Origin of the sequence: Bacillus sp. ISL-18, from assembly GCF_018613415.1 — a bacterium.
Taxonomy (GTDB): Bacteria; Bacillota; Bacilli; order Bacillales; family Cytobacillaceae; genus Neobacillus.
The window spans coordinates 1-17,466 of sequence record NZ_JAGGQG010000032.1; the positions used below are offsets into that span (position 1 = coordinate 1).

At 35.1% G+C, this 17,466-nt stretch carries 17 protein-coding genes and 4 pseudogenes; 10 read left to right on the forward strand and 11 right to left on the reverse strand.

All coding sequences use genetic code 11. From position 1 onward, the window contains the following. Nucleotides 1-341 (forward strand): annotated as a pseudogene (locus J7E81_RS29010) (DinB family protein); the annotation flags it as partial. A gap of 208 nt (nucleotides 342-549) precedes the next feature. Continuing rightward, nucleotides 550-1,329: a putative protein N(5)-glutamine methyltransferase gene (locus J7E81_RS29015; protein WP_215047630.1), complete on the forward strand. Its 780-nt coding sequence runs from the start codon at nucleotides 550-552 to the stop codon at nucleotides 1,327-1,329. A gap of 179 nt (nucleotides 1,330-1,508) precedes the next feature. Here J7E81_RS29015 and J7E81_RS29020 read toward each other — a convergent pair whose 3' ends face one another. The 4 genes and pseudogenes from J7E81_RS29020 to J7E81_RS29030 all read right to left on the reverse strand — a co-directional run bounded on the left by J7E81_RS29020 (nucleotide 1,509) and on the right by J7E81_RS29030 (nucleotide 4,408). Then, nucleotides 1,509-1,901, reverse strand: coding sequence for a DUF3888 domain-containing protein (locus J7E81_RS29020; protein ID WP_215047655.1), 393 nt, complete (start codon nucleotides 1,899-1,901; stop codon nucleotides 1,509-1,511). A gap of 268 nt (nucleotides 1,902-2,169) precedes the next feature. Continuing rightward, nucleotides 2,170-3,396 (reverse strand): annotated as a pseudogene (locus J7E81_RS29025) (M3 family oligoendopeptidase); the annotation flags it as partial. Nucleotides 3,397-3,411: 15 nt separating this feature from the next. Further along, nucleotides 3,412-3,867, reverse strand: a complete 456-nt coding sequence (locus J7E81_RS30760; RefSeq protein ID WP_251028960.1) for a gluzincin family metallopeptidase — start codon at nucleotides 3,865-3,867, stop codon at nucleotides 3,412-3,414. A 181-nt stretch (nucleotides 3,868-4,048) separates the two neighbouring features. Continuing rightward, entirely contained in the window at nucleotides 4,049-4,408 is a 360-nt protein-coding gene (locus J7E81_RS29030) for a winged helix-turn-helix transcriptional regulator (RefSeq protein WP_050614601.1), read from the reverse strand. A gap of 168 nt (nucleotides 4,409-4,576) precedes the next feature. On the opposite strand from J7E81_RS29030, the gene J7E81_RS29035 reads away from it, so the two are divergent. From J7E81_RS29035 to J7E81_RS29050, 4 genes and pseudogenes are all read left to right on the forward strand, one after another. After that, nucleotides 4,577-5,323 (forward strand): SDR family NAD(P)-dependent oxidoreductase, encoded by a 747-nt coding sequence (locus J7E81_RS29035; protein WP_215047631.1) that lies wholly within the window; start codon nucleotides 4,577-4,579, stop codon nucleotides 5,321-5,323. Between the two features lie 630 nt (nucleotides 5,324-5,953). After that, a complete protein-coding gene (locus J7E81_RS29040) occupies nucleotides 5,954-6,718 on the forward strand; it encodes an STAS domain-containing protein (RefSeq protein ID WP_215047632.1) in 765 nt (254 codons plus the stop codon). Nucleotides 6,719-7,169: 451 nt separating this feature from the next. Further along, the gene (locus tag J7E81_RS29045) at nucleotides 7,170-7,601 is read left to right on the forward strand and encodes a hypothetical protein (protein WP_215047633.1); all 432 of its coding nucleotides are present in this window, start codon (nucleotides 7,170-7,172) and stop codon (nucleotides 7,599-7,601) included. Nucleotides 7,602-7,780: 179 nt separating this feature from the next. Next, nucleotides 7,781-8,217 (forward strand): annotated as a pseudogene (locus tag J7E81_RS29050) (DUF5063 domain-containing protein). 253 nt (nucleotides 8,218-8,470) lie between these two features. Here the strand turns inward: J7E81_RS29050 and J7E81_RS29060 are convergent. Both J7E81_RS29060 and J7E81_RS29065 read right to left on the reverse strand, forming a co-directional pair. Continuing rightward, nucleotides 8,471-8,875, reverse strand: a pseudogene (locus tag J7E81_RS29060) (DUF3888 domain-containing protein); the annotation flags it as partial. A 205-nt stretch (nucleotides 8,876-9,080) separates the two neighbouring features. Then, complete coding sequence (locus J7E81_RS29065) at nucleotides 9,081-9,458, reverse strand: DUF3888 domain-containing protein (protein WP_215047637.1); 378 nt, start codon at nucleotides 9,456-9,458, stop codon at nucleotides 9,081-9,083. Nucleotides 9,459-9,761: 303 nt separating this feature from the next. Here J7E81_RS29065 and J7E81_RS29070 point away from each other — a divergent pair, with 303 nt between their 5' ends. Then, the gene (locus tag J7E81_RS29070; RefSeq protein ID WP_027322891.1) at nucleotides 9,762-9,962 is read left to right on the forward strand and encodes a cold-shock protein; all 201 of its coding nucleotides are present in this window, start codon (nucleotides 9,762-9,764) and stop codon (nucleotides 9,960-9,962) included. 284 nt (nucleotides 9,963-10,246) lie between these two features. Here the strand turns inward: J7E81_RS29070 and J7E81_RS29075 are convergent, their stop codons facing one another. Beyond that, nucleotides 10,247-10,432, reverse strand: a complete 186-nt coding sequence (locus J7E81_RS29075) for a hypothetical protein (RefSeq protein ID WP_066390630.1) — start codon at nucleotides 10,430-10,432, stop codon at nucleotides 10,247-10,249. A gap of 248 nt (nucleotides 10,433-10,680) precedes the next feature. On the opposite strand from J7E81_RS29075, the gene J7E81_RS29080 reads away from it, so the two are divergent. Both J7E81_RS29080 and J7E81_RS29085 read left to right on the forward strand, forming a co-directional pair. Further along, entirely contained in the window at nucleotides 10,681-11,259 is a 579-nt protein-coding gene (locus J7E81_RS29080) for an SMI1/KNR4 family protein (protein WP_215047638.1), read from the forward strand. A gap of 165 nt (nucleotides 11,260-11,424) precedes the next feature. Continuing rightward, nucleotides 11,425-11,757 carry a hypothetical protein gene (locus J7E81_RS29085; protein ID WP_215047639.1) on the forward strand — a complete coding sequence of 111 codons (333 nt, stop codon included), beginning with the start codon at nucleotides 11,425-11,427 and terminating at the stop codon, nucleotides 11,755-11,757. A gap of 208 nt (nucleotides 11,758-11,965) precedes the next feature. Here J7E81_RS29085 and J7E81_RS29090 read toward each other — a convergent pair whose 3' ends face one another. Next, nucleotides 11,966-12,205, reverse strand: a complete 240-nt coding sequence (locus J7E81_RS29090; protein WP_215047640.1) for a hypothetical protein — start codon at nucleotides 12,203-12,205, stop codon at nucleotides 11,966-11,968. Nucleotides 12,206-13,136: 931 nt separating this feature from the next. On the opposite strand from J7E81_RS29090, the gene J7E81_RS29095 reads away from it, so the two are divergent. Then, a complete protein-coding gene (locus J7E81_RS29095; protein ID WP_215047641.1) occupies nucleotides 13,137-13,538 on the forward strand; it encodes a YndM family protein in 402 nt (133 codons plus the stop codon). A 377-nt stretch (nucleotides 13,539-13,915) separates the two neighbouring features. On the opposite strand, the gene J7E81_RS29100 is transcribed toward J7E81_RS29095, so the two are convergent. The 3 genes from J7E81_RS29100 to J7E81_RS29110 all read right to left on the reverse strand — a co-directional run bounded on the left by J7E81_RS29100 (nucleotide 13,916) and on the right by J7E81_RS29110 (nucleotide 17,461). After that, complete coding sequence (locus J7E81_RS29100; protein ID WP_215047642.1) at nucleotides 13,916-14,737, reverse strand: STAS domain-containing protein; 822 nt, start codon at nucleotides 14,735-14,737, stop codon at nucleotides 13,916-13,918. 632 nt (nucleotides 14,738-15,369) lie between these two features. Next, nucleotides 15,370-16,128, reverse strand: a complete 759-nt coding sequence (locus J7E81_RS29105) for a putative bifunctional diguanylate cyclase/phosphodiesterase (protein ID WP_215047643.1) — start codon at nucleotides 16,126-16,128, stop codon at nucleotides 15,370-15,372. A 43-nt stretch (nucleotides 16,129-16,171) separates the two neighbouring features. Beyond that, on the reverse strand, nucleotides 16,172-17,461 hold the full coding sequence (locus J7E81_RS29110) for a sensor domain-containing protein (RefSeq protein WP_215047644.1): 1,290 nt from the start codon (nucleotides 17,459-17,461) through the stop codon (nucleotides 16,172-16,174). Between the last annotated feature and the right edge of the window lie 5 nt (nucleotides 17,462-17,466).

Genomic DNA, 17,466 nt, shown 5'->3' on the forward strand with positions numbered 1-17,466 from the left:
GCACTACTTTAAATGATGAACACCCCCTTGGGAAAACGGAGTTTGGTGAGCATTTATATAAAATCGGAGGGTTTCCGCCAATTAAAATTAGATTACCAGATGAACTAAATACTCCACCTAATAATTCGGATAGCAAAGAGGATCTTATCGGCAGAATGGATCAAGTAATTCTAAGATTGAGCCAAGGGGAATCGAAAGTAGATCATATAAACCCATATTATAAAGTTGAGCATGGAGGGTTCGGCTGGCTTAATGCAAGGGAATGGTATGATTTGGTTGGAATGCATTTTCGTCATCATTTACGCCAAAAGGATGAGTTAGAACAAAGGCTTGCTAAGTAACGGGTGCGTTGATCCAGGAAGGATTAACCGCCTTTTTTAAAATTAATTACGTAGGTTAGTAAAGAAATTCTTTATTCGACTAACGGAGCAGTTTAGTTCAAGAAGGATATTTCTTTTAGTTCTAGAATAAAGATAATAAAAAGCCTTTAAATTTTTAGGAGTGGTGAGATAAATAGGACAGAAAATTACTTTCTCTTTAGAAAATAAAATGGTAATAAGTATAATCGAAAGACTACGAAGCGAGGGTTGTGTTTTTGCTGAAGAAGAAACACAGTTACTCATCTCAGAGGCTGCCAGTATCGAGGATTTAATGAAAATGGTAGAAATACGAGCCAGTGGCTTACCACTAGAATATGTACTTGGATTTACAAAGTTTTGTGGGCTACGGATAGAAGTAGAACAAGGAGTTTTTGTACCACGTCGTCGTACGGAGTTTCTGGTTCAGCAGGCAGAAGCATTGACCTGCGTTTGTGATATTGTTGTTGATTTATGTTGCGGGTCTGGTGCTGTTGGTGCTGCAATAGCAACCGACTTGAATAAGATTTTATTACACTCCGTTGACATTGACCCCATTGCAGTACAATGTGCTTCACGCAACATAACTCACATTGGTGGTCAAGTTTATGAAGGTGACTTGTATAATGCATTGCCCCATTCATTAAGAGGTCGTGTGAACATAATAATTGCCAACGTACCTTACGTTCCTACTGATGCAATAAAGCTGCTTCCCCAGGAGGCACGTTTATATGAACCAAAAGTCGCACTCGACGGAGGAAAGGACGGACTAGACGTTCAACGAAAGGTAGCGGAAGAGGCTCCTCAATGGCTTGCTTCTGGAGGGTATCTATTGGTAGAAACGAGCGAAATGCAGGCGGCTAAAACCTTTGAAATCTTTGCTAATGCTGGACTAACTACCAAAATAGCCAGAGATCAAGAATTGGATGCAACAGTTGTTATTGGAACAAAATCTGTCAAAGAGAAACTATAAAATAACTTCCTTCTTCAACTACCATGGAAGAACGATTTAAATTCCATTTTCTCTGGTGCAGCTCTGCTGCATGGATGGCTAACGGGTGCTTGAGTTTAACAAAGAGTCGTAGCTGCGGCTCTTTTTCTTGTTCCACTAACGAAGCAGAATAGTTCAATAAGCCAGTTATAATTATGTAATTATTCTTGAGGGTATTTATAAGTAGCTAAGTGGGTTTGATTTATCAATTTCACCTCTGGTCCATAAGAAATTCTATAAGTCATTCGATCCTTCCCTACTGGAACGTGGTGTCCACCATCGGTAGGCTCAATATCAAATGTAATTTCTAATATAAAGCCACGGAAGCCATTTACTCTTCTTGTTTCAATCACTTCAATTTTCCATGGATCTACTGCAGGTGAAAAGTCCTTTAAAATCTTCGGATAATAATAGTTATCCAAAACTTCACTAATATAAGGAGCAAGCATGTTCATAAGCATGTCCTGTAATCTAAGTTCTTCAGAGTCTTGAGTTGGTTTAATTGATAAAACAGCTGTTGTTTGAAAGGAAACAATAAGAACAAGGGATAGTATAAAGTAAGCACGAACTCAAACATTTTCATTCTTTGTGGTGAAGAGCTGTTTTTTAGTGACTCATGGGTGGCTAACGGGGTGCTTTAACACTAAGAAATAAAATTAAAAGAGCCAAAAATATGCAAGTATTTATACACTACTTTTTTGGCTTTTCCTGCATTTACAACAATTGTTGCCGTCAAAAAGAGGACATCTAATTTATCATCATTAGGACCAATTAGCCTATCAGCCTCACAATACTAAGCACTGTCTGGGTGCTCCCACATCATTAATGAATATCTTGAATGACTTTCTCCAGGAATTCGCCCATTCGCTTAACGGCTGGCTCTGAAAAATCAAAGCTGACCCCAGTTTCTTTATAAGCCGCTGCGATGGATTGATTGTAGTCCGCACTGGCACCTTTTTTAAAGGATACGACGGCTTGCTCTGGGTTGTTTCGGTAATTTTCAAGAATTTGCAATGCACCAAGCATCGACATGGAGTATTCAATATTATAGAAAGGAACTTGGAAATAGTGAAGGGTGTCTGCCCAGCTCATCCCAATTTCTTCCTCTAGCCCAGACGTATCGACAGGGTTTAAGCCATACCGTTTTGAGATTTCAAAGAATTTTTCATCACGCTCTTTGGCCGTGTGTTGAGGATTCGTATACATCCAATGCTGAAAGAGGTCGCCTGATAATGGACCAAATAACATGTTAAATGCCCGTCTCAGCTCTTCTCGCTGTGCACTCTTAAAATCTTCTTTTTCTGGATAAAAACGATCCAGCTTGTCTAATAAGAGCAATTCCATTCCATGAGAATACAGTTCACCAATTTCCATTCGGAGGTGATATTCTTCAGAAGGACCTTGCTCGGAAAACTCGAGGTACCCATTCACGGCATGGCCCATTTCATGAATTAGTGCGATAAGAGAGAAAAAGGATGGACTAAAGTTCGCGAAGACAAAGGTGTCCCCTGAAACAGGTAAGGAGGTACAGAAACCGCCGGGGCTTTTTCCTTTCCGATCTCCAAGATCTATTAACCCATGCTCTCTCATGTAATCAAAACGGTCTGCAAAGTATGGATCAGTTTTCCCTAACATCTCAGAAACGCCATCCATAAGATCTGACACATCGGAGTATGGCGGGTTTTTCATTAACTTAGCGGTGTTATCCCAAGGACGAAAGGTATCGACACCAAGCTCAGACTTAAAGACATTTGCCAGTCTGTTCCAAGCTGGGATAATATGTTTCTCTACATTTTCATGAAAGTCGTAACAATCTTGGACGCTATATTCACGATTTTTGACTACAAACATATAATCACGATAATTTTCAAAGCCTGCATTTAATGCAATTTGATGGCGAAGTTGAACCAGCTCATCCATGATGGTATCCATATCAGGCTTAATTTGACGGTGGGCTGACATCATTGCGCGATAAGCTTTTTCACGCACGGCTCTGTCTAGATGATCGAGTTGGGATTGGATAAATGGATAAGGCTTTTCTTCGCCATCCCATTCAACAGTTAATCATCCCATAATTTCACTATACTTTGTATTAAGCTCTTGTTCTTTTACCATTAATGGAATGTTTTCTTCTCTGAACAGTTTCACCTTGGATTCGCGAAAGCGTCGCATTAAGCCATAACGGTTTTCATCTAATTTATTGAAATAAGGAGACTCACAGACTTTCTCATTCAGTTTTGCTTCATATTTCATTAAAAGCGGCTGGATGACTTGCTGGTCATGTAGATACGTAGACTTGATATCCGCATCCTCTGTGTTCCGGTAGAAATCGACTTGGTGACCCGTCATTGCCTCCGCGATTTTCATCATTAAATCCTTTTCAGCTTGTAACCATTTTTTTAGGTCAGAAACGGATTCAATTTGAACATCAAGTAAACTTTGAATTTGAGCTTCGACCCCATCTACATCTTGTAAATCAATTAATTCTTTATAATAGTTCTGATTTAAATCCTGTGTCACAGATAACTCCCCTTTTTTTAATTATTTCAATTATCGCAATAGTTATATTATAGATTTCTAGGTAATAATTCTAGTTTTTTCATATGGTTCAACAAGTGATTACATTTTAATCGATAATAAAAATATGAGGAGGTCACGGAATCCCTCTCGGCTCCCGGATTACTATGAAATTATATTATCTTTAATATGAAACTTGTTCTGGTTGTACAATTTCATATTCACCTTCTGCATACTCTTGCTCCGCATAATGGCCTCCCCATTGACAGAGCTCCTGCAAGATAGGTTTAAGAGATTCTCCAAGTTCAGTGGATGAATATTCAACCTTCGGCGGTACTTGATTATACATCTTTCTGCTCACAAGTCCACTGGCTTCAAGCTCTCTAAGTGTTTGAATCAGCATTTTCTGAGTTATATTTGGGATAATGCGCTTTAATTCACTCGTTCTCTTTGGTCCATTCATTAAAAAGTATAATACAAGGCCTTTCCATTTTCCGCCAATAACTTCCTTTGTCACTTCAAACCCACAGCTAAATTTTTTCATGTCTAAAGCTCTCCATTCCACATTTATTACTTTTTAGTTACTATATCACAAAAAAGTGGGTACTTCCGATAATGTGCTTATTGAAGGATACTATATCTTGTAAGTTGTTCTTCAAGTACTTAAAGGTACTAGACATAAAATAAAATTAATTCTAAAGGAGTGTTAAGTATGGGTAAATTTGAAGGTAAAATAGCGCTTGTAACGGGTGGAACAAGTGGGATTGGTCTTGCTACAGCACAAAAATTTGTAAACGAAGGTGCATATGTTTATATCACGGGACGTAGACAAAACGAACTTGATAAAGCTGTTAACCAAATTGGCAAGAACGTAACCGGTGTTCAAGGTGATATTTCTAAGCTTGAAGACTTAGACAAACTATATGACATTATAAAGCAGGAAAAAGGTAAGTTGGACATTCTTTTTGCTAATGCAGGCACCGGCAACTTCCTTCCATTAGGTGAAATTACTGAAGAGCAGGTTGATAGAACGTTCGACATTAACGTTAAAGGAACCATCTTTACTGTTCAAAAAGCGTTATCACTATTCCCGGACAAAGTAGGTTCTATTATTGTAACGGCCTCTACTGCTGGATCAATTGGCAACCCAGCGTTTAGTGTATATGGAGCATCTAAAGCAGCATTAAGAGCACTAGTTCGCAACTGGATTCTTGACCTAAAAGGTACTGAAATCCGTGTAAATGTGGTTAGTCCAGGAGTTATTCTTACACCTGCATACGATGAGCTTTTTGGTGATGCACTTGAAGGAGCAATGGAAAATACCAGAAATACTGTTCCAGCTGGAAAAGTTGGGACACCTGAAGAAGTAGCAAACGCTGTATCTTTCCTTGCTTCAGACGAAAGCAGTTACTTGACGGGTGTTGAATTGTTCGTAGATGGCGGGCTAGCACAGGTATAATTTCACTGCGCAGAGATTACAAATAGTCCCCAAAAAAGGTTAATGGGGATTTACTTTAAGAAGTCGTATAAAAAGTCGCTTTCCTTAAAGGACAGGGAATTCGACTTTTTTATGTTTGAATTTGATTAACGTTGTAAATTCGCATTTTCCTGGGGCTACCACTAAATGACCTGTAAAAAAGATTACTTTGTGAATAAATGTACTTAAAGTAACGGGTTGCTTTAGCAAAAGGTTGATGATCGCTGCGGCGGTCTTTTTTTCATGTTGTGCTAACGGGGCAGGATTGTTCAATAAGAAGTGTGATAAAATTTGATAGTAAGGAAACCTTTCCAATTAATGAGGTGCTGGAATAGAATTATGGAGACAACTTCTCTCTAATGGCTCTATTAAGTTATTTTGGAAAAATGAGATATTAGATAAAATTATATTCGAAATATCTGATGAAGGTTTGAATCTTTCTGAAGTACAATTAAACGCGACTTTAAAAACTGCTCTTAAACAATTAGGTGTTGAAATAATTAAGTGTTTAGTAAAGTTTAATGGAGAAAGAAATCAGCAAATCCTAGTATTAATCTCAAGAGTGAAAGTTTCACTTGGATATAAAAATTGCTTACAAAAAGGGTGATAAAAATGAACAGTGAATTGGCCATTAATATAACAAGTACAGATGCTCTAAATAGTATTGGGGAAAATATAATTATTGCAGATAACAAATATCAAATTATCTGGCTTAATACGAAGGCAAAACAAACACTTGCATTAGTAGCACCCTTATACGGGTTAGCCAATGTTGAAGAATTTATTGGATTGAACATGGATTTTTTCCACAAGCAACCCTCACACCAACGTAAAGTGATGGAGCAGTTTAATGACGGGCATAGGGCAAGGATTAATATAAAGGGAGCTTTTATTGCGGATATTGTAATAACTCCCATTAGAAGAAATCAAGACAACATTCAAGTCGTTGAGGGTTATATGGTCATGCTTATGGATGTTACAACCCAAGCGGAAGAACAAAATAGGATGGAGAAAAAAATTAGGGAGCTGTCTGCTCCGACTGTAAAAATTTGGGACCATACCATTGTCATAACACTTGTGGGTGAATTTGATGTGGAGCGGGGAGAAACTGTCATATCTAATATAATGGAGGAATGTGTAAGAGGAGGTATAGAATTCGTATTGGTTAGCTTTAGTGGTATAAATCGTTTTGATGACAGTTTAAGGCAAATAATACAAAAGCTACACGATTGTTTAAAGTTGTTAGATGTTGAATGTATCATTGTTGGCATTAAGCCTGACTTGGCAATTAGTATTCAAGAATTAAAAAATATTTCTACATATAGTAATGCGCATGAAGGTTTGAAATACATTATGAAACTCCAAGAAATCAAATAAAGTCAAAGTTGGTGTGATGTTCTTAATTATTCTTGTTAAGCTAATTGGTGAAAGTCGACTCTGAGTTATAGAGGAGATGATCGCTGCTACGACTTTTTAAGCACTGTTCCCCTATAATCGTTCAAGCAATCATATGTCAATTTCCATAAAATGGTGTTAGGGTTGACTACCCTTACCTCCATTCCACAGAAGTGTCCTAGTGATACTTCTTTTTTTATGGTCGTTCCATGTATGGACTAACGGGTAGTGTAGGTTAAAGATGGGATAGATGGGCCGATTCCATTTACTTATTGAACTAACGGTGCAGAATAGTTTAATAAGGAGTGGGTACTATAAGTTCATTAGGTTGACTAGTGCCTTATTTCAAATATAAAAGTGTCGTTTTATATTACGTATAAAATTATATAATTTAAATACTAAATTTGACACATTAAGATTAAGGAATGATGATATGATCCAAGATAGGATGTTAAGAATAGGTCTATTAGGTGTCCTTTCAACAATACCAGGAGAGATTGCTTCGAGGATATTTGTACATTTTGGCTTCGGAAAGTTTGGTATTTATGAATTATCAAGTCTTGCCATTACATTTAACAGGCCTGTATTTACCATAGGATTAATTGTAGATTTTTTAGTTGGTAGTGTTTTTGCAATCTTACTTTACTTACTATTTAAAAAGTTTGGATCATGCCATTTAGTTATAAAAACGACCGTGGGAAGTTTATTTGCCTGGTTAGTATGTGAACTATTATTCACAACATTAATAGAAGGTAAATATATCGATATTAGACCCATCAATGATTATTATTCTCATATTTTCAGCACCATCATTTTTGGTATTACATTAGGATTGTTGCTAAAAAAATTTATATTCAAGAGTTAACCCTATATTAGGAGTTATATTAAGTGTAAAAGGGATTGTGAAAAATAGCACTTAAACTATCGGGTGCAAGAGTTTTACAAGGAGTTGCGGCAGCAGCTCTTTTTTCTTTATTCACATAAGAGGTTTTGGTTTCAAATTTGTAGAATAAAATAGGAAACGAAAATAGGTGAGGAGATACAATGACTCATAAAGGAATAAATGAGTTTTATCAATCAGCTGTCCACTATTGCAAAATAATTGAGAACATCGACAATAAAAACTTAAAGAGACTCCTTCTTGCACTTTTAGATTTATATTCAAATGCTCTTCACTTGCCTGATGGTGAACTAGGTCAGGACAACGTGACAGACATTGCTATTTCTTCACCACAAATCAATTTTGGTCAATACGAACATTATTGGGAAGTTTTTAACCCATATCAATTGGAAGAACCTGTAGGAGCGAGCTTGTCAGATGACATATTAGACATTTATAAAGATGTTAAAAAAGCATATTGTTATACGAGAGGAACGAGCATATAGAGGCTACCTGGGAATGGAAATTCAGCTTTGATATACATTGGGGAAGTCACGCTGTTGATGCAATACGTGCTTTACATTCGGCAAACATTACGTAACTCTTGTTAAGCTAATGGGGTGCAAGAGTTAAAGATCAGAGCTGCCATTATTTGTGTGGCTATTCTTATTGTGCTAACGAAGCAGTTTAGTTGATGAAGAAACAGTTAAGATTGCATTAGATTAGGGTGAAACGGATTTTTAACAGCGAATGTAACTAATAGATATATTAACCTAAAAAGGTTTCTTAAGAACATACTTAAACAAATGTGGCAGCTTATTAAAATCAAACGTTCCCTGCAAGTGCAAATCAGTAGGAGGGTATTTATATGTCTTTAAGTGCGTATGATTTATTAGCTTCACATCAGGTCCATAAGAAATCTGATAAGTCATTTTGTCCTTGCCAACTAGAACGTGATGACCACCATCGTCTGGTTCGATTTCAAATGTAATCTCCAATACATTGCCAAAGGGGTGATTTCTTTTTGTTTCAACCACATCAATGTTTTGTGGAGTTACTTGCGGATAAAAGTCCTTTAAAATCTTTGGATAATAATATTTATTCAAATCTTCTCTGATATAAGGCGTTAGCATAATCATAAGCATATCCTGTAACCGAAGTCCTTCGGAATCTTGAGCTGGTTTATCTGCTGAAGCTGTTTTTGTTTGAATAGAAGTAATAAGAAGAGATAGTATAAGAGCGGTTAGCACCTTTTTCATTCTTTTATGCACACCTCTTTAAGATTATTTAGTTGTATTATTACCTTTTCTGAATAAGGGTATGTGGTTATTAAACAAACGGGTGAGTTGATCCAGGAAGGATTAACCGCCTTTTTTGTTAAATTCTTTATTATGCTAACGGGGCAGGTTAGTTGAAGAATATAACCGAAGAAAAAGCACCTCCCTTTAACAAAGGATGCCTTCATTAATCTTCGTTTGGTTTTAACCTTTTGCTTTTGAAATCAATCGCCCTCCAACTTGGGCTTGGGCGATAATTACTAAAAGTGATGGTCACTAAATCATAAGGTGGATTATGGGCACCCTCAAATGTCGTTACCTGAACCGTCACATCAAAGAAGAAGCTGCCTTCTCTTAGCTTTTTGATTTGAAGAATTTGTTGGTTGTAATACTGTTTCGGTTGACCGTATTGTTTCTCGATTTCTTTGCTAATCAAAGGAAATAACAAGTTGAGGATTAAGTCATCACGCAACTGTATCTCATTTTTAGTTACGGTCTCAGCTTTGACGGGTGAATAAGAAAAAAGAGTGAAGCAGGCAATCATTATTAAAAGGCTTTTCTTCATTAAAATCCTCCATTCCTAGTTTCTCTTAGAATGAACAATTAAAGATATTCTTATTAAGCTAACTGGGTGCTTTACTTGAATAAGTGCAACATAAGAATCCAAAACTAGGTGTGATAATTCATGAATGGCAAAAATGGTTTTGTTTACGTCTTCTTGCAAATACTTTTAAAAAATGTTAAACTTTAGAAGAATTATTTTTGTTCGGTGTAAAGGATAGTATAAGATTAACTTTTCGTCTTGATGATCACTGAGTGCAAGGATAGTAACACATTGTGTGTAAAGCACACAGCAGGAGGAAACAAAATGGAACAAGGTAAAGTAAAATGGTTTAACGCAGAAAAAGGTTTCGGATTTATCGAGCGTGAAGGCGGAGAAGACGTATTCGTTCATTTCTCAGCGATCCAAGGCGAAGGTTTCAAATCTTTAGACGAAGGTCAAGCAGTTACTTTTGACGTTGAGCAAGGTCAACGTGGAGCTCAAGCGGCTAACGTGCGTAAAGCTTAATAATAAGAACAAACTAAAGCAGGCTCTTTATAGAGTCTGTTTTTTTTATTTCTTCTTTTAAAACAAGGAGCCCCACTCACGAATGAGTAGGGCACATGTAAACAAGTAAATCAAATGGTAAACAAAGTGTATCACATAATAACGAAATGTCCTAATTATCTTTGAATAAAAATTTTAAAGTGCTTTTGTAGAGAGAGGGAATATCTTATATTGTTTCAAGTTTTACCGACTTTCCACTAAAAGCATCTGATTACAGGTATCCTGACAGAAATGGGTAGCTTTTTTTATTTGCTTTTTTTATACCCACCTTCTACAAATCTAATCATATCACGCCCTGAGATCTTTTCTGTTTCATGATAACCTTCTTCATCACGCAAACTCAAGTACCAGTTGCTATCGCCATCTTCATTTAGCCTATATAACTTATTGGTAAAAACATTTGTATAAAAATCTCCATTTCTTAGCCTCATAATATCCCACCTCTAATGTATATAAACTGTATTATGCCCAAGATATCCACCGTGAGCCATTAGACATATACAGTCAAAAATCCCATGGATATTCAATGAATAGACGTGCCGATCAAGAGGAGAGGGACAGAACATGGAAAGTTAGAATTTTTCCTTATTCAGCTAACGAAGCAGTTTAGTTGAACAAGGAACGCTGATATAATTAAGATAATCAACCTATTTTTTACAAGAATTGGCGAGGAAACAAAATGACAATTTACTTTAAAGAAATAATAAAACCTCTATTTCAATGGAAACAAGGTGGAGAACGACTTATCGAGAACGGTACAAAATTAATATGCAGGGTTCCACATATTGCACCTGAAGCGTGGTTCCACATTATTTATCCTAAAATCGAAATTACATCATTAATTGAAATAGAAAAAGAACTCTCTATTCCCTTACCTGATGATTTCAAGGGATTATTGTTAACTACAAATGGAATAAATATATTTTCAGACAGTTTAAGAATTTATGGCAAAAGGGATTCCTATGTGAGAAAAGGAGACGATGCAATTCAGCCTTATGACTTAACAATGCACCATAGCGAGGTAAAACGTTATTTTCCTGACAAATACTTAGTAATAGGAAGTTATAATTGGGACGGTTCACACATTGTTTATGATTTAGAGACCAATCAAATTCATCACTGTAAGAGGTATACTAGTAATGAATTAAATAGCTGGGATAATCTCAACACATTTCTTAGCGATGAAATTAAAAGGTTAACCCCATTGTTTGATGAAAACGGTATTGAGTATGATGAGGATTTTCCGACTACACCGTAAATGTTCATGTTCAAATTGTATTGAAGATGTAGCTGCCATTTCAGGCAGCTTTCTTATTGAAGTAACGGGGCAGGTTACTTGAAGAAAAATCCTTCCACCAAAAAGGATATTCTACATTAGTTATAGAAAATTAACAGTTAGTCCTTTAAATATTACGGAGGTAATATGAACAAAAGAAAAGTTTCTGAAGAAGAACAAGCAATTCTTATTAAAAAGCTTGAACAAAAGTGGGATATAGAGATGGGAAAACATTATTGGTATCCACTATACAAATGTAAGCGTGAAGATGTAGTCGCTTTTAATGAGTTAGATTTTGAAGATAAGAAGGATGAAATGAAAGTACAAATTATTATAGACAGTATTTTAGAGCTAGGAGATTTGAAAGTTTTTGATATGAACGAATTTGAAAAATCTATTTATGAAATTATACCGCATCTTTTGAACCCTTTTACTCAGCGGACGGAAACGGGGAGAAAATTTGGTTTAGCGAGAAGATGAATTGGGTAATTTACGCTTCTCACGAAGGTTCTATTACTTTTGGCGGTAAATCATTCATAAAAAAAATTAAAGAGAAGTGGGAGAACTGGCAGTCTGATGTGTATTAATACCAAGCAACTGCCTTCTTTACATAACGCTGTTTTCGTATAGATTGTTGTTATATTACTCTACTGTGAAGATGTTGAGAAGTGCATAAAAAAACTTGGCATTATACCAAGTTAGAGTTGCCTTTATGTTTACTTTTCAGTATTAGTTTTGTAATAAATCCAACGATAAAACCAACGATAACAGGAATAGCCGAACCTTCTGCTTCAAATATTACCCCTTCGGATGGATTTTCTTTATTCCAACTTAGAAATGAAATTTCAAATACGTTTCCGATTGTATATAAGATTCCTATTGATAATAATGCTGCTAACAGAGGGAACCAAAATAACTTCTTTTTCACGGATAGCACCTCCTTCATTCATTTTAATATTAAAAGGTAAAAAATGTCAATTTATTTATAACTATATAGCAACAATCTCTGTAAAAAACAGCCTTACATAATTTCATTTTCTTCATCTTTTTTACCTTAACATTATGAGAATGTAATGCTTGAAATTCTGGGTTATTCATCACAAGGCTCATCGTTGCTAAGTAAAGGAATCGTCGCAGTCTCGATCTTCCGCTAATTGGCAAGTTGGCAAGGATTTTTGTAGGTATATCTAGACGAAATGAATCCTATTGTTCTGATAAGGTAAAACCATTTTCACCGTTGGCAGCCTAACAATTTACAGAATTGAAAATCATTCGTCCCCTTGAAATAAATAATATAGCACAATATTCTCCGAATGTTGGCTTATTCGTAGGATTTCAAATATGTACGGAGTACCAGATTTGTTCCACAAAAGGGCATCGACCCATCAGGTTAGCATAACTGGCCTCCACCCCTTGGATAGGCATGACGAAGGAATGATAGGGCAAATGACCCGTTGAGACATGGGAGGGAAAGCCTCCAGGGGCGGCGTGGAGCATGTACACTATATGGTAAATTGTGGAGATACACTATACTCCTCTATTTAACTATGCCTTCACGAAGCCTTATTAATCTGAACTCATTCATTTAATGTTAACCCTATTATGAAGGGGTATGAAATCCTGCGAATAAGCGAGCAATCGAGAGAAAATCGTATTTAACTGAGGGAGTGGAAGAAGGAATACTAGTTAAAATTGCGACTTGACTTAAAGTGAGTTTCAATAAAATAACCTCCATAGAGGTCAAGCTGATCTTGTAAAAAAAATTTTTATTTCTTCAATACAAATTCCTACCTAGATATTTATGCTTAAAACTTAGCCAACTGGGTATGTATTAGATATCATTTAAAGGAGGGAATATAATGGACCACATTAAAGCAATCATTATTAAACTGGTGATGATTACAGTTGTATTAGGAATTATTCTTACTGGTATTTTTGATGGAGAATTTAGTGATTCTCTTTGGATAAGCGTTGTCCTAACTGTTCTTGCTTATGTTCTTGGTGATTTGTTTATATTCCGAAAAGCAGGTGACGATTCCGACCTCACAAAAAGAAACATAATCGCAACTCTAGCCGATGCGGTTTTAACCTTTGCTGTTGTTTATTTAATGGGAAAAGATATTTTTGTGGGTGACAATGACATATTTAATGCAGCCCTGCTATCTGCTATTGTGGTTGGCATTGGGGAATGGTTCTTCCACAGGTATCTTAATAACAACGTATTTGATGAGAAACTTGACCATCATAGATCAATATCCTAATTAAAAGGACTCTCTGAGAGTCCTTTTCAATTGGCGGTTCTTTAATTTAAAAAAGTTAAGGTCTGTTACGGATAACATAGTAGAAAATATAGTTATGTGAAAAATGTAACAGATCTTGTGAAGAGATTTCACCTAAACTAACGAGTACTTTTGTTCGAGATGATGGTCGCTGAGACGGTCATTTTTCTTGTTTAACGTGGCAGGTAGTTGAACAAGGAAAAGTTTATGAATGGGATTTGACTTAAAGTGCGTTGTAATAAAAAAATACCTCCATAGAGGTCAAGTTGATTAGCTGCTTAATACAAAACTCTAACTTTTCGGGGTCAGCTTATTCAAGCTCCCTAAAGAATGAGTGTTGTTTTTTGCAAATACTTAAATTAAAGGTATCTCTTTAAAGTTTCTTGTAATGTGCCTCTAGTTTCAGCATCTTGTTGAAAATTTATTCCAGAATGAACCATTTTCTTCACTAGGTCAGGTCTCATCCCAGTAAGTATAGCTTTACATCCCATCATAGAAATTCCAGCTAATATTTTTTCAAAGTAACTTATGACATCCATTTCCATCATTGCTATTCCTGAAAGGTCGATAACAAGTGTCTGGATTCTAGATTTAGCTATATCGAATAGAACTTTTTCTTCAATTATCTTAATCCTGTACGAGTCAATGACCCCAATTAAAGGCAAAACAGAAAGAATTGAACTTACAGGAATAATAGGAACCGACAAATGTTCTACCATTTCTCTTTGTTGGTTAATCATTTCATCTTTGTAATGTGAATAACTAAGGAAAAAACTGTTTAGGAATTGGTCGATTCTGTCATTAATTAGTTTTTTAAGTTCAGAATATTCCTTTTTTCCTGATATTATAGTCTGTTTTTCATCTATCGAATTTATAATCTGCCATAAGGTTCTTCTAATAGCTTGAACCCATTCTAATTTTAATGAAAGTGTTAAAGAGTGAGTCGCCCAGGCAATTCCCTCCTGGTTAGCAAATGCGACTAGTTCTGAATCATTCTGTTCAACTACATAAAAAATTAATTTTCTTGCATTTTTTAATAAATATATATTTCCCTTTTCTAATATTTCTTTTATCTTTACTGAAACGTTTGTTGCTTCAGACAATAGCATATTATCAAATGTTTCGCCGTTTCGGTTTATATAATCAATACTCTCTCTCTTTAAGATGAGTTTTGTCTCCATATTTATGCCCACCAATTTATCAACTTATGGTAGAACGGAGAAATTGATTCGCTTAAAAAGAATTTTATTAATAGCCAAATAGTTTTCCATATTCCTGCTAAGAGAGATAAGGATAGGATCTGGCCAAAAAGGTATTTAGACCTTACCCAGGATAAAAATCCAGCTATTTTTGTTACTGAACGGCACCCACAAATGTTTATAATTTGGGAAGTGTTTTACTTAGCTTCTGGCTTAACAATTTTAATAAATTATTCTTAATTAACTAACGGAGACTTTTGTTGAAACAAATGATTGCTAGCAGCGACTCTTTTTCGATGCCGAGTATAAAAAACTAATTTAAATTAGGAACAGTGACTTTAAAAGCTGTAGGACCAGGTTATTTTTAACCATTTAATTGGACGTTTAAATACCATCTTCATTCATACTGTTCGAATCACGTATTGAAGGACGGATTGAGATCTTTAATAAACGTTATTCCTTGTATATGTGTATGTAATTGGCAACCTGCGGTACCCTATTTTTTGACTGTACTGTTTTTTATTATAGCGAAACTTAGTATGTATAAAAACGTCCATCCACTGGAAATATGGATGGACTCTACAAATTGATATTAAGCAAGGTTGTAAAGAGCCTTAACCCGTAATATTGTAATTATTAATGAAATTTTTTAAATCTTCAAACTCTAAAGGTTTACTGAAAAAGTATCCCTGACCTTTATCACATTGATAAGTTAGCAGCAAATCCCTTTGGGTATTTGTTTCGACTCCTTCTGCAATCACTTTTAATTTTAAACTTTGGGCAACCTTTATGATAGCTTGAATAATTGCTATTTTTGATTCATCTGTCTCCATATCCCTCACAAAAGACTGATCTATTTTAATATAATCTACAGGTAACCGGCTAAGGTAACTTAGAGAAGAATACCCTGTACCAAAGTCGTCTAAAGAGATCCGAACTCCCAATTCTTTTAACTTCTTTAATACACAGACTGTCTTTTCAATATCATAAAGGGCAACCCCCTCAGTTATTTCAATATTTAATAATTGGGCAGGATAATTTGCTTTTATTAAAATAGTCTTTAAATCCTCGATAAAGCCTTCTTTAAGGAGGTGAATTGCAGTAATATTTACGTTTAGCATTAATCCTTGATTTAATTTTAAATTTGCATCTATAGCTTGTTCTAAAACCCAATTTTCAACCTTGACAATATCCTCGGTTGTTTCAAGTAAAGGTATAAACTCCACCGGTGATACTTCTCCAAACTTGGGATGATTCCAACGAATTAATGCTTCAAAACCCATTATATTATTTGAGGCTAACTCCACTTTTGGTTGATAAACTAGATAAAATTGTCTTTTATCTATAGCTTTGTGAATATCAGAAATTAACATATTTTCCCTAAGACGAGTTTTGCCTATTGAGCTGTCATAAAATTCATAATTTTCCCCTTCTAATTTTATCTTTTTTCGCTTTATACATCGCGATATCGGCACATCTTAATAATGTAATTAAATTATCTCCATCTTTTGGATAGATGCTTATTCCAATGGAAGGAGAGGTTTTTATTTCTTCTAATTGTGAACTTGGTATGTCTTTAATTAATAATCTAGCAAATTCCTCGACTTCCGAAACTTTAAGATATTTCAGTAATATTACGAATTCATCGCCACCAATTCTGGCAAGGAATCCTGTCTTTGGGACTAATTCGCTTAATTTGTGAGAGATTTGCTTAATTATTTCATCTCCCATTTGATGACCAAAAGTGTCGTTAATCATTTTAAAATTATTCAGGTCCAAAAACATTAATGCAAAGCTAAACTTTTTCTCGTGTGCCAATTCAAATAATTCATTAGCAGTATTGTAAAACAAATTTCGATTCGGGATTCCCGTTGTCCTATCATAATACGCAAGCTTATTTACTAATTCTCTATTTTTATTTCTCTCGGAGATATCAAGGAGTGTCCCCATTAAAGCCGGTTCGCCTTTAAAGGAAGTAATTGTTGAGTGTAACTCTACAGGTATTTTTGTACCATTCTTATGTTTTAAGTCTATCTCGTGTATTCCATTGTTTTTACCTGCTATAAAATTCGAGACTCTTTCTATTACTAACGCTTGACTTTTTTCATCTATTAGGACAGACCACTCCATTTCCATTAATTCCTCTTTACTGTAACCTGTAAGTGATGTCAGTGTATTATTTACAAATTTATATCTTCCATCTTGTGAAATATAAACTCCAAGTGCATAGTTTTCTACGAGGTTCCTATAGTGTTTTTCAGATTCCTCTAACACCAATTCATTTAACTTTTTGTCTGTAATATCATAAGTAGAGCCATCAAGTCTAATAATCTCATTAATGGAGTTTAAAACAGGAGTCCCTTTTGTTACCAGCCATCGTTCTGAACCATCCTTCAGAATAACTTTATATTCAATATTAAATGATTCTTTTTTGCAAAATAAAAGTTTCAATTCATTAGCTATATTCTCATTATTTTTTCCTAAAATCCTTTTCCATATTTTTTGTTCCATAATTTCTTCCAGAGTAATACCATATAGCTTTTCTAAGCCTTCCGTACATATTAACTTTTCATTAATTACATCATAAGACCAAAAGATTATAGTAAGGTTATTCTCCATTATGTCTGTTACACTTTGGTTTGTTAATCGAATTAATTCCTCTAACTTAACAACTAATCCTTTATTTTTAATTTTACTTTTTTTCATATCTT

Excerpts from the sequence above, each read along its gene's own strand:
- J7E81_RS29080 (WP_215047638.1), top strand. The coding sequence starts at position 10,681 with ATGACAATTTACTTTAAAGAAATAATAAAACCTCTATTTCAATGGAAA.
- J7E81_RS29070 (WP_027322891.1), top strand. The coding sequence starts at position 9,762 with ATGGAACAAGGTAAAGTAAAATGGTTTAACGCAGAAAAAGGTTTCGGA.
- J7E81_RS29105 (WP_215047643.1), bottom strand. The coding sequence starts at position 16,128 with ATGTTAATTTCTGATATTCACAAAGCTATAGATAAAAGACAATTTTAT.
- J7E81_RS29035 (WP_215047631.1), top strand. The coding sequence starts at position 4,577 with ATGGGTAAATTTGAAGGTAAAATAGCGCTTGTAACGGGTGGAACAAGT.
- J7E81_RS29030 (WP_050614601.1), bottom strand. The coding sequence starts at position 4,408 with ATGAAAAAATTTAGCTGTGGGTTTGAAGTGACAAAGGAAGTTATTGGC.
- J7E81_RS29065 (WP_215047637.1), bottom strand. The coding sequence starts at position 9,458 with ATGAAGAAAAGCCTTTTAATAATGATTGCCTGCTTCACTCTTTTTTCT.
- J7E81_RS29110 (WP_215047644.1), bottom strand. The coding sequence starts at position 17,461 with ATGAAAAAAAGTAAAATTAAAAATAAAGGATTAGTTGTTAAGTTAGAG.
- J7E81_RS29075 (WP_066390630.1), bottom strand. The coding sequence starts at position 10,432 with ATGAGGCTAAGAAATGGAGATTTTTATACAAATGTTTTTACCAATAAG.
- J7E81_RS29100 (WP_215047642.1), bottom strand. The coding sequence starts at position 14,737 with ATGGAGACAAAACTCATCTTAAAGAGAGAGAGTATTGATTATATAAAC.
- J7E81_RS29095 (WP_215047641.1), top strand. The coding sequence starts at position 13,137 with ATGGACCACATTAAAGCAATCATTATTAAACTGGTGATGATTACAGTT.
- J7E81_RS29015 (WP_215047630.1), top strand. The coding sequence starts at position 550 with ATGGTAATAAGTATAATCGAAAGACTACGAAGCGAGGGTTGTGTTTTT.
- J7E81_RS29085 (WP_215047639.1), top strand. The coding sequence starts at position 11,425 with ATGAACAAAAGAAAAGTTTCTGAAGAAGAACAAGCAATTCTTATTAAA.
- J7E81_RS29040 (WP_215047632.1), top strand. The coding sequence starts at position 5,954 with ATGAACAGTGAATTGGCCATTAATATAACAAGTACAGATGCTCTAAAT.
- J7E81_RS29045 (WP_215047633.1), top strand. The coding sequence starts at position 7,170 with ATGATCCAAGATAGGATGTTAAGAATAGGTCTATTAGGTGTCCTTTCA.